Genomic DNA, 12,370 nt, shown 5'->3' on the forward strand with positions numbered 1-12,370 from the left:
CCAGCGGCTGGACCTGGACCCTGGCCATCATCGGGCTGGTGCTGGTCATCCGCGCCGCCCTGATTCCCGTCTTCGTCAAGCAGATCAAGGCCCAGCGCGGGATGCAGCTGCTGCAGCCGGATCTGAAGAAAATGCAGGACAAGTACAAGGGCAAGACGGACCAGCTCTCCCGCCAGGCCATGGCGCAGGAACAGATGGCGCTGTACAAGAAGCACGGCACCAACCCGTTCTCGGCCTGCCTGCCCATGCTGATCCAGATGCCCTTCTTCTTCGCGCTCTTCCAGGTGCTCTCCGGCATCAGTTCGGCTAAGGCGGGCGGGCATGGCATCGGCGCCATGAGCCCGGAACAGGTCAAGCAGTTCGACGAATCCACCATCTTCGGTGCCCCGCTCTCCGCCTCCCTGCTCCACGGCGGCGGCGGGAACCAGATGTCGGTGTGGATCCTCTCCATCGTGATGATCCTGGCCATGACGGCCTCGCAGTTCATCACGCAGAAGCAGATTATGGCCAAGAACATGTCCGAAGAGGCCCTGGCCAGCCCGTTCATGCGCCAGCAGAAAATGATGCTCTACATCCTGCCGGTCGTCTTCGGTGTGGGCGGTATTAACTTCCCCATCGGCGTCCTGATCTACTGGACCACCACCAACCTGTGGACCATGGGACAGCAGTTCTTCGTGATCCGCCGGATGCCTACGCCGGGATCGCCGGCGGCCAAGGCTCTCGCCGAGCGCCGGGCAGCCAAGGGCTTGCCCGCCCTGCCCCTTTTGGGCGGCAAGAAGGTCGACGCCGAGGCAGCCGAAGCCTCCGCCGCGGCCGCCGTCGAAGCCAAGACCCAGCGCGTCCAGCCGCAACGTAAGAACAGGAAGAGGAAGTAATGTCCGCCGAGAGCACCGAACACGCTATTTCCGCCGAGTTTGACGAGGACCGGGACGACGCCCTGAGCGCGGCCGACGACTCGTCACAGGGTGCGGACGCCGGCACCGGCAAGAGTGTTTCCGCCAGCCGCCTCGAAGAAGAAGGCGACGTCGCTGCGGACTACCTCGAGGAACTGCTGGATATCGCGGACATTGATGGCGACATCGACATCGAGGTCCGCAACGGCCGCACGTACATCTCGATCGTCGCCGAAGAGGAAGCCGCCGGGCTGGACAGCCTGGTGGGCCGTGACGGCGAAGTCCTTGAGGCCCTCCAGGAGCTCACGCGGCTCGCGGTCCTCTCCGCGACGGAAAACCGCTCCCGGCTGGTGCTGGATATCAACGGCTACCGTGCCGAGCGTGCCGGCGACCTGCAGAAGATCGCTGAAGACGCCGTCGCCGCTGTGAAGGATTCCGGTGAGGCAGTTGCCCTGGCTCCTATGAGCGCCTACGAGCGCAAGATCGTGCACGACGCCGTCGCTGATTTGGGACTCGTGAGCGAGTCCGAAGGCGAAGGCGCCGACCGGCACATCGTTGTCTCCGCAGACTGAACCGTTGACTAGCTTGATGGTTGAAATTACCGCCCCGGAACTCAAGGCAGCAGAGTCCATCTTCGGCGACCGCCTGGAACTGGCGAAACGCTATGTCGAGCACCTGGCGACGTCCGGGACCGAACGGGGCCTGATCGGGCCCCGCGAGGTGCCCCGGCTTTGGAGCCGGCACGTGCTTAACTGCGCCGTCATCGAGAGCCAGATTGCCCATGGAAGCCATGTCGCCGACGTCGGCAGCGGCGCCGGCCTGCCTGGCCTGTGCCTGGCCATTGCGCGGCCGGATCTGGAACTGACGCTGATCGAACCACTGGAGCGCCGCGTCATCTGGCTCCAGGAGGTAGTGGATGATCTTGGCCTCGAGAACGTCACGATCATGCGCACCCGCGCGGAACTCGCAGTGGGACTCGTGAACGCCGACGTCGTGACTGCCCGCGCCGTATCCGCGCTGTCCAATCTCGCCGGGCTGACCATTCCGCTCCTGGCCGGCAAGGGCGAAGTCGTCGCCATCAAGGGACGCAGCGCCGGCGAGGAAATCGAAAAAGCCGCCAAGGTTATCCGCAAACTGGGCGGCATTCAGACGTCCGTGGTGGTGGTGGGCGAAGACCTGCTTGAGGAACCCACCACCGTTGTGCGAATCGTAGTGAACAAGCCTCAAAAGATTACCTAGCACCGGCCCCGGTGCCCGGGGAGTCTGAGGGGAAGAGGTTAGGCTAGTAACCGGCAGTAAGAGCCGAATGAGAGTGAGCGTGTCATAGTGAGCAGTAGCGAAGCCTCCACACAACGGATCCCGCCGTTTGTGTCCCTGGGGTCCGCACGGGCGTTTACGGCTCCTGCAGTAGCTTTTGACTACTCCGGAAATCACACGGCTTCGGTTGCGAAGACGACCGGGATGGCCGGTGTTTCACGTGAAACATCCCTTCCGCACACGGGGAACGTGCTGGATTCCATCGATGATTCCAGTCCCATCGCCCGCGAACTCGCGCACGAAAACAAGCGCCGCGAGCGGTTGCTCGGCCGGCAGCTCCCCAAACCGGAGAAAACCCGGATCTTCACCGTTTCCAACCAGAAGGGCGGCGTCGGCAAGACCACGACGACCGTGAACATCGCCGCCGCGCTGGCGGCCGCTGGCCTGAACGTGCTCGTCATCGACATCGATCCGCAGGGCAACGCTTCCACCGCCCTGGGAATCGAGCACCACGCCGATGTCGACAGCATCTACGATGTGCTGATCAATGATGTCCCGCTGAAGGACGTCGTGGCCCCGTGCCCCGACATCGACAACCTGATCTGTGCGCCCGCCACCATCCACCTTGCCGGTGCCGAAATTGAACTCGTTAGCCTGGTGGCCCGCGAGCAGCGGCTGCGCCGCGCAATCGATGTGTACTCCAAGGAGCGCGCCAAGAATGGCGAGGAGCGGCTGGACTACATCTTCATCGACTGCCCGCCGAGCCTCGGGCTCCTGACGGTAAATGCGTTCTGCGCGGCAGGCGAAGTCCTTATCCCGATCCAGTGCGAGTACTACGCCCTCGAAGGCCTCAGCCAGCTCCTGAAGAACATCGAGATGATCCAGAAGCACCTGAACGCTGATCTGGTTGTGTCCACGATTCTGCTGACCATGTATGACGGCCGCACCAACCTCGCCGCCCAGGTGGCAGCCGAGGTCCGGGAGCACTTCCCGAAGCAGGTGCTCGGCGCTGTGGTGCCGAGGTCGGTCCGTATTTCCGAGGCGCCGAGCTACCAGCAAACTGTCATGACGTATGATCCTTCTTCCAGCGGCGCCCTGTCCTACCTGGAAGCCGCCGCGGAAATCGCGGAACGTTAGAATCTTTCAAGAATTGCACTAACCAGAGCCAGGTGAATCCCGGCTCTTCCACTGGAGGGATTTATCCATGAGCGATAAGCGACGCGGCCTCGGCCGTGGACTTGGCGCACTCATTCCAAGTTCCGCCGCGGCAAACGCCTCCGGAAACGGCGCTGCCCCATCCCGGCCCGTGGACCTCTTCTTCCCTGAAGCCCGAAAAAAGACCTCCGACGCCGAGCCGCTCCCGGACGCCACTGCCACGCGGGATAAGGAGCCGAAGTCCACACCCCTCAAGGCCGACGATTCCGCTGATCTCACGGTTGACACCACTGAAGCCACCGGCGCTGCTGCCGCCGTGACCAAGAAAACCCCCGCCCGAAAGTCGGCTGCCTCCAAGCCGGCGCCCGCTGCTGCCAAGACGGCCGCGTCCGACGCCGGCGAACAGCTGACGTTTGATTCCTCGCCCGAGCACGGCGACGAGGGAACTGTTGACCTCGTAGAGGTGCCCGGAGTCAGGTTCGCCGAAATCCCGGTCACGGACATCCATCCCAACCGCAAGCAGCCCCGCTCGGTCTTCGATGAGGATGACATGGCGGAGCTGGTGCACTCCGTGCGGGAAATTGGGGTCCTCCAGCCAATTGTGGTCCGTACCTCAACCGAAGAGGGTGGCGAACCCTACGAGCTCGTCATGGGCGAGCGACGGTGGCGTGCAGTACAGGCCGCGGGTCTGGAAACTATCCCGGCGATTGTCCGTGATACCACCGATGACGACCTCCTTCGCGACGCGCTGCTGGAGAACCTGCACCGCAGCCAGCTGAATCCGCTCGAAGAGGCGGCGGCCTACCAGCAGCTGCTCGAGGACTTCGGCACCACGCACGAGCAGCTGGCGGACCGGATCGGGCGATCGCGGCCCCAGGTTTCCAACACCCTGCGCCTGCTGAAGCTGCCCCCGCTGGTGCAGCGCCGGGTCGCGGCAAATGTCATCTCCGCAGGGCACGCCCGAGCACTCTTGGCGCTTCCTGACGCCGCGGCCATGGAACGCCTGGCGCAGAAGATTGTTTCAGAGGGCATGTCGGTCCGGGCGACCGAAGAAGCTGTGACACTGTATCAGAGCCCCGCCTCGCCGGCCAAGAACAACATCCCGCGGGCGGGAGCGCGCCACGAGCGACTGGACTACCTGGCGTCGTCGCTGTCTGACCGCCTCGATACTAATGTCAAGATTTCGCTTGGTGCCCGCAAGGGGCGTGTCAGCATTGAGTTCGCCAGCGTCGAGGACCTGAACCGCATCATGGATGTCCTCACGCCGGGAGCGCCAAGCTAGGTCGCGACTCGCTGGGTTCTCCGGGAGGGTCTGTTTCACGTGAAACAGACCCTCCCTTTTTTGTCTCTACCGATGCTGCCGGTGCCGGCCAATTCGGTGCCGGTGGATTCGGTGGTGTCGGGTTCGGCGCTGTCGTGTTCGCCCCTGCAGGAGTCTTGCGGGCGGCGGCACCTGTGCCGCCGACGAGTTCCGGCTGACTCTTTCGCGTTCGTCCTGGCCCGGGGCTCTCTCGGTTTGCGGCTGCGGGAGTGGGACGAACGCAGCGCCGTGGTCTTTCTGTGGAAATTGTCAGTATCGCCGGATCTACTTCGGCGAGACCGAGACACACGTGCGGAACGACGGGCTGGTGCTGGGCAGGCGGATGTCCCAGACTGGGACGGAGCTTTCTGCTGAGCATCCTGTTGTGGAGTCCGATGGGTTTCCGGTGGCCGTACCGTCCACTCTGTTGCGCTTCGTGGGTGGAGCTTCTGATTGCATGGAACGGCTACACCGAGTGAAATGGCAGCTGTACAGTTCTCCTTTATGCGGAAAGGCCCCCCTCTGTCGATGCCGCTGCGATCGCACTTTTCAGCTACAGCCATCTTCGCCACCTCCCAGAGCTCACTGAACAGCTGAGAGGGACTGGTCCATCAATGTTTCACGTGAAACGGGGCCGCGCATCTGCACCTTGCCCCATCGAACGCCAGGCAGGCCGGGCGCCTAGGTGAGGACACAAAAGGGCAGAAGAATCCGGCCACCGGCTGGAGACCGATGCGCTGTCGTCACTCCGGCAGCTGGACTGCATCCCCGTCCATGCATGTCTGCCTGCGACTTGGCGATCCGGCGCTGCGACTGCGCCGTCCGTGATCATGGCAATGCCGGTCGACTGGGGATGCCGACCGAAAGCCGTCGTTTGACCAAGGGTGCACCGTCTGCGTCATGACGGTTCAGCCTCCCCTTGAAGGGGGTCTGCCCGCAGCTATAGCCCACCTTTCCCTGGCGGCCGGGCCGGCCGCGGGTGCGCTATGCGACCACATTCATCCATGCCGGTGCGAAGCAGGGGAAGCGGCTCACTACGGCGCGGCTGCCGCTTGGCGACGGTGCAAGCTCGCCGCAGCCACAGCCGAACCTCGGAGCGACTGTTGTACCGTTGCCAGTCTCTGCGGGATCACCCGCTCCTGTGCACCGCTGAAAGGCACATACGGCGCCGCTGCTGCGTTGTGTGGCCGCAAGGTTGACTGAGGGAAGGCGAAGCCGACTGGAGCGCAGCTGAAGCCGTGCACGCCTTGAGATGCCCTGATGCGGTACTGTCCCCTCTTGGCAGAGGCCCGCGGCACTCTCCCGCTGCTTACGATATCGGGCCGTGAAGGCACCCTCCGTGAAGGAAAATTGAACTGGGTGAACCCTGAGTTCGTGCAGAGGCCGGCAGGCTGGTCAGCTACCTGCTTCGTCGGGTTCGGCGATGGATTTGTAGGCCGTTCCGGTGGTTACGGTTGAAGCAGGTATCCGACACGCGCCTCGAAACGAACCCTGGACAGAGGTATTGATGCGGGCGTGGACGAAGGTCGGGACAAGGGCGACGGTGCAGACCTGGCCGCCGAGCTTGGCGTGCAGATCGGGACGAGGGCGACGGTGCAGGCCGGACGCCGACCGTGGCGCGGGAATGGACGCGGGCCGTGATAGGGAGGGTGATCTGGCGTCGGTGCCGCAGAAAGTAGGTGGTTTCGATCGCGCGGGCAGAGGTCTCTTGTGGGACTGTGACAGCGGAAGCTGACCGGAGTTGCCTCCTTTTTGCGGATGTCTGCGTCCTTCGACTCCCCCGCCGGTTTGCTGTTCACCCCCCTTCTCTGGGTTGCCCCCGCGTCCTAGGTTCCGCATTCAGTACTTGATTGTGCCTGTCAGTTTGCCGGGACCCGGGCAACCGGAACCGGGGCCCTGACACGCATCCTCCCCACCCAGGTAGCCGGGTGCCATGACCGCCAATGTACTGCTGCAGTCCCGTCGCCGCATCCAGCTGTAACCATGCGCCATGTGCCATGCCGGCGTGCGAGGCATGCCTGATCTCCCTGAGGGCCTCAGCGGGCGTGCTGTTCCTGTCGCATTCTTCAGCTTCCTCCGGCGAGCCCGACGCCTTATCCAATGGCCGAGATGGCCCTGTGTGGGGCTTTCCCGGCACCCCGGACACGGCACCCCTCATCCGTAATCGCGCACCGGACACCTGGGCCCCCACGCTTTGCCGCTGCCGGCGCCTGCCGGCTTGCCGGTACCCGCTTGATGAGAGTGCAGCGCAGGTCCTGTACTGCTGCACATTGGCTGACCCTGCTGCAGACTGGTTGGAAGGAGTCCTCCAGCAGAAGCTCAGGCCACGCGACGCACCCGCGAGAAGGGAAGCGGAGCCCACGTGAAGTAGGGCCGGCGTCGTACCGATTAGTCCCAGGCGTCAACCACGCCTTCCCTGCGGATTCAGCCTGGCCGGAACTGTCGGGATGGTTTTTTGTGTGGGCATCCAGCCGGCACCAGAGGGAAGCTGCCGAGCTGCTGCATGTCCAACTACACGGCTACCCGGGCCGGGTCCGCTCCCCCGGACCAGCGTGTTTCGGGCGGCCAGGTTCGTCGCCCCCGGGCACCAGGACGCAGTTGCCTGTAGTGCCGGCACGACGGGGCCGACCGCTTTTGCAGTCCGGCGCCTCCCTCATCCGAATCCCCAAGTCGACCGGCAATGCTTCAGTCGGAACAGGACCAGTGCAGTCCCAATGCAAACAACGCATGGCAAACACCCGGTCGACGAGCCTCTTCGTGTCTGCATCGGCCAACGGACACGGCGGGTCCGCGGACCGGCGTGGAAGGATGATCGGCCAGACAGGCCCTGCGAGGGCGTGAGGCCCGACAGGGACTCCGAGCTCAGAGAGAATGTGAGCTGCCCGGCCAAGCTCATCGAGTCCGGCGGGTGCTGTCGTCGCATCTTGGGAGGGCAAGGCGTTCCCTGGACGTGGGATGGAAGAGTTCCTTGGGGTAACGGCTCCGCTCCCCTGGTTCTCTTGAGGTCCGCCTGGCGCTGTGGAACAGGCTGGCTTCGGCCGGCGCGTCGGGCGATGCAATGGCACGCTGGCGGTCCCGGCGCTCGAAGGGTTTTGGTTCGACCCACGTGGATTTGCAGTTCCCGGCCGCCTCGGGATGACACGTCCGGAGTGAACTTCACTGCAGGTCAATGGTGCATCCAGGCGGGATTCGTGTGGCCGTTCCCGGCTCGGATTTTAGCCAGCGGCCGGTGGATGGGGCGGTGGATAGAGCGGTGGATATTGCTGTGGATAACTTTGTGGATTAGTGATTGATTGCAGCCCGTTCGGAACGCCAGATTCTTGGGCGAGCTGCCGTCGTGACAACGGCCCCGAGCGTCCTTCCCGGGCTCCCAGTCCGTTTCACGTGAAACATGATCATGGTGTTCAGCGACGATGGTCGAAGCATTCGCGAAGATGTACTAAATCGACGTTCTATGGTTAATTATTCGGCGATATACGCTCTCTGCCGTGATAGCGAGCCGGAGTTCTTAACCGGGGTCCAGGACATGTCTCTGGCACGATGGGTGGCTGGTCAGATAGCCAGTTCGGAGGGGCGACCGCCCTCGGCGGCCCACTAGGAAAGGGCATGTGAATAATCTCTCAGCGCCTGTGGATAACAGTGTGAATAACTTCTGTGGAGAAACTCGTGGATATCGAGTGAGCTCCGTATTCTGTGGCCGCTGGACGGGCCGGGAATGCGCTTGTATCGGCCGCCGCTGGCCTTCGCCCGGCGCCCAGGATGCCGGTCGTGATGGCTCGTGTAGTGACAGTCGGAAGGCATGCACGGTGTCACTATGAGTGTGGCGATTTGCGGACAGATGCCGAGGGCTCGAAGCACATCCATAAAGGGCAGCGGCGGTTGCGGCGCCTGCCGGGGCGGGGGCAGGTTCGTGGCTGGACCTGGTGTCCTCGGTCTGGCCGCCATGGAGTCGAACCTGCTGCGCCGCGACTGGCAGGGCAGGGGTCCCAACCTTCATGAGAACAAGCCTTCATGAGAACAGGCGCGCGATCTTCTTGTTCCGCGAATATCGAATTGGCCCACCTCGGGGACACAGGAGCCGGCTCAATCCGCTGCCCTCTAGAGCGGAATAGAGGCGCCCGGCTGCAGACAGCACAGGAGTTTGGGCAAGCTCAATGCAGCTTGAGTGGTGCCTGAGACCGAAGCGGGCCGGGGCGGAGAGAGTGGGCATTGTTCAGCTGGGACATGATCATGCCGCGCGCCGAACGGGGATGGTGTTTGATGAACCGATCAGCCCATGAACTGTGAACAGGCACTGCGCGTTTGACCCTGGCTGCCGCCGTAGGGTCCCTGGACAGGAACCCTGGACAAGACGAGCGGAGCCTCGGGCAAGGCGAATTGGACGCGGACCGGAGGCGCAGAGGAGCAGAGGAGCAACTGTCGAGACGCGCCATGAATTGAATAAAGTGGGGGCCTAACCGGTGGAATCGCCTCAGGGCCGGGCCCTCTGATTGGCCGGTTGCCCCATGGAATGCAGGTCCGGTCCGTGCGTCCTACGCCACGCAGAGTGCGGGAACTGCGCCGGCGGTAACGGCGGCGGGGCGTGTTCATTCGCTGACTGACTGCCGCAGCGATACGAAATTGATCGTCGGTTCGCTCTCAAATCAGACAACATAGGCCCTTGGTCGTCGGCGGGCGGCCGAGAGCGCACATGAGCACTCTGCCCCACGCTCCGGCCTGAGCTCAAGCAAGTTCCCCGCCCGTTCTGGGGCGTACGGCGCGCCGCTTCAGAGGCACCTTGTTTCGCATGTCCACACTCGCGGCGGCTCGCAGAGACCTGAAGGGGCTGCCGGCAGTACCCCCATCGTGGCTACAGAGGTGAGTCTGGGTCTGCCTCGCTGCAGGCTGTTCCTGGTCCGCTGTGATGTTTCACGTGAAACCAGGCAGTCCGGGAGATGCTGGGACGGGGTTGGATCCGGTGATCTGCCCGCAATCCTGTCTGGTGTGCGGAAGGTGGGTCGCAGCCGGCGGTGCCGCTGCGAGCGTTGGGCCAGGAATGATGGCGGTCACCGGCACGCATAAACGACCTTGGGGTCGCTCAGCCAAGGATGTGCCGTGTCCTTCCAGCAGGGAGACAAAGGCCATCAAGCGCACCTTTGCGTCCCGTCGACCTCCCTCCCTGGGGAACTGGGCACGCTGAGGCGCGACACCAATAGTCTATCTAAGAGTCAACTATCATTTCTTCCGGTTGCGATTTATGGCTTGCGACCATGGGTGTTTCACGTGAAATATCGGTACGGCGGAGGTGGGCGGGACAATTCGGAGGCCTGCGACGTACACACTGTTTCACGTGAAACAGTGTCCGAACCGGCCGGTCGTTACACCTGGTAATGACTGGCAGGCGCTGATCGCCGTTCCTGGAAAAATGGACGAATATGTGTCGGTGGGGCAGTCAAGTGCAGTCGTGGTCATCCGTCGCCCAGTACTATTTCGCCGCGGACCCTGGCGGCCCCCACCCCTCCCCAGACCCATGGCGGACGTGCAGGAGTAGTCATGGCGTGTTGCGCTGACGCGGGGGCTGCCCGATCTCGGGGCGGCAGTGGGGGTACTGCGCCGCCCTTACGGCAGTATCGGTGGATGCCTTCCCGTCAGAAGACCGGGCTCCTGGTATGAGCGCGGCCTCCACCCTCGACTCCCCTGCGGTGGACAAAGAATGTTTGGAGCGCATCTAGAGTCCGGACTCATCCCCAAAGCCGCGTCAAATTTGCTGACCCTTCAAGAATTGGATGTTTCACGTGAAACACCATTGTGTGACGTTACGTATGGCGCTTCGGCGGAATGTGGGTCACCCACTCTGGAATATTGGCGACACGACGCCCGGCCGTGACCACGAAGGCAACGGAAATCGAGTGGCATGTCCTGACCGGAAACCGTTCTCTTCTATGCGCGGGCGCACACGGCGCAGTAACTGCTAGGTGGAGCGCCGCGATCACCATGTTTCACGTGAAACAAGACGGTGGTGTCCCGTACGCAACGGCGAAACACCTTCCGTGCCTGTCAGCACGAATAGCAGTTCGCCGGCCGAGGGATGGCCCATTCCACAAGCCGGCAGCAGCCAAGAGAATTGTCAGCCAGCAGACAAAAAACAATGACGATAGACAGCCACCCAAGGTTGCAACACTGTTTATGGCAGATCTATGGCGTGTCCGCCCAGCCCCACTCCCCGACCGATGGCCTTGGAGCACAACAAAAAAGTGGCCCCCGCCAGAAGCGGGGGCCACTTTCGGTCGGCCTAGGACAGGACGTCCGCAAATTCCTTCTCGAAGAACTGCTTGGGCCGGGCGCCGATCACGGTGCCCTTGACCTCGCCGCCCTGGAACAGGTAGACGGCAGGGATGGAGGTGATGCCGTACTCGGCAGCGATGGCCGGGTTGTCGTCAACGTTCACCTTGACCACGTCAACCTTCTCGCTGTACTCGACGGAAATCTCGTCAAGAATCGGACCCAGCTTGCGGCAGGGGCCGCACCATTCGGCCCAGAAATCGACAATGACGGGCTTCTCGGAGGCCAGTACATCAGTGCTGAAGCTGGCGTCCGTTACGTCTTTTGCGTTGCTCATAACCTTTGTCTCTCTTCCGTTGGTTGCTGCGCGCCGATTAGGCGTGGAAATCTGCGAGGTAGTGCTCGACGTCGAGAGCCGCCACACATCCGGAACCGGAGGCGGTGATGGCCTGGCGGTAGGTCGGATCAATGACGTCGCCGGCAGCGAAGACGCCCTGGACGCTGGTCTTCGAGGTGCGGCCGTCCACGGCGATGGTTCCCTCTGCGGTCAGCTCGAGTTTGCCCTTAACCAGATCGGTGCGGGGATCGTTTCCGATTGCCACGAACACTCCGGTTACGGCCAGTTCGGATTCCGTGCCGTCCACCAGGTTCTTCAACCGCAATGCGGTGACTTTGTCCTGTCCCAACACGTCTTCCACACCGGTGTTCCACACAAAGTTGATCTTCTCGTGGGCCAAGGCGCGGTCAGCCATGATCTTTGAAGCGCGGAGGGCATCGCGACGGTGGACCACCGTGACGGACTTGGCGAACTTGGTGAGGAACAGGGCCTCTTCCATGGCGGAGTCGCCGCCGCCGATAACGGCAATGTCCTGATCCTTGAAGAAGAAACCGTCGCAGGTTGCACACCAGCTCACACCGTGGCCCGAAAGCCTCTTCTCGTTCGGCAAGCCGAGCTCGCGGTAGGCCGAGCCGGTGGAAAGAATGATAGAACGGGCCTTGAAGGTCTCCCCCGTGCCGATGGTGACCGTCTTGACGTCGCCGTCGAGGTCCAAATCGGTGACGTCCTCAAACTGGATCTCCGTGCCGAAACGGGCGGCCTGCTTCTCGAAGTTCTCCATCAGGTCCGGGCCCATGATGCCGTCGGGGAACCCTGGGTAGTTCTCCACGTCCGTAGTGTTCATCAGTTCGCCGCCGGCCGTAACCGAGCCTGCCAGGAGCAGCGGCTTCAGGTTCGCGCGCGCCGTGTACACCGCTGCGGTGTAGCCCGCCGGGCCGGAGCCGACGATGATGACATCACGTACTTCGGAGGCAGTGTTTTCTGCGTTGCTCACTGAACGGTGAACCTCTTCCTTTGTCGATGCGCCCGCCTCGATGGCCGGCCACATGGCACAACTATTGCCGGGCATTGAATATTCCGGCCGAAATGGGCGTCACGGAGCAACACCACTACTCAGGGTACCGGTTTGCCGGGGCCGGGGCCGGAGACGCCCCAGGATTACCGGCC

General features: G+C 63.0%; 7 protein-coding genes. 5 read left to right on the forward strand and 2 right to left on the reverse strand.

The genetic code is table 11. The features are described 5' to 3' along the window. From yidC to Y706_RS0119965, 5 genes are all read left to right on the forward strand, one after another. Positions 1-875: membrane protein insertase YidC (yidC, locus tag Y706_RS0119945; RefSeq protein WP_028277975.1), on the forward strand; the 875-nt coding region annotated here is incomplete at its 5' end. Continuing rightward, a complete protein-coding gene (locus Y706_RS0119950) occupies positions 875-1,465 on the forward strand; it encodes a Jag family protein (RefSeq protein WP_028277976.1) in 591 nt (196 codons plus the stop codon). The genes yidC and Y706_RS0119950, both read left to right, overlap by 1 nt. A 16-nt stretch (positions 1,466-1,481) precedes the next feature. Then, entirely contained in the window at positions 1,482-2,132 is a 651-nt protein-coding gene (gene rsmG, locus Y706_RS0119955; RefSeq protein ID WP_018775676.1) for a 16S rRNA (guanine(527)-N(7))-methyltransferase RsmG, read from the forward strand. 87 nt (positions 2,133-2,219) lie between these two features. Continuing rightward, complete coding sequence (locus Y706_RS0119960) at positions 2,220-3,287, forward strand: ParA family protein (protein WP_275450894.1); 1,068 nt, start codon at positions 2,220-2,222, stop codon at positions 3,285-3,287. 67 nt (positions 3,288-3,354) lie between these two features. Continuing rightward, entirely contained in the window at positions 3,355-4,587 is a 1,233-nt protein-coding gene (locus Y706_RS0119965; protein ID WP_028277978.1) for a ParB/RepB/Spo0J family partition protein, read from the forward strand. Between the two features lie 6,289 nt (positions 4,588-10,876). Here Y706_RS0119965 and trxA read toward each other — a convergent pair. Then, a complete protein-coding gene (gene trxA / locus Y706_RS0119970) occupies positions 10,877-11,203 on the reverse strand; it encodes a thioredoxin (RefSeq protein WP_028277979.1) in 327 nt (108 codons plus the stop codon). Between the two features lie 37 nt (positions 11,204-11,240). Then, positions 11,241-12,197: a thioredoxin-disulfide reductase gene (gene trxB, locus Y706_RS0119975; protein WP_028277980.1), complete on the reverse strand. Its 957-nt coding sequence runs from the start codon at positions 12,195-12,197 to the stop codon at positions 11,241-11,243. Positions 12,198-12,370: the final 173 nt, after the last annotated feature.

Origin of the sequence: Arthrobacter sp. I3 (assembly GCF_000520575.1) — a bacterium.
GTDB lineage: Bacteria > Actinomycetota > Actinomycetes > Actinomycetales > Micrococcaceae > Arthrobacter > Arthrobacter humicola_A.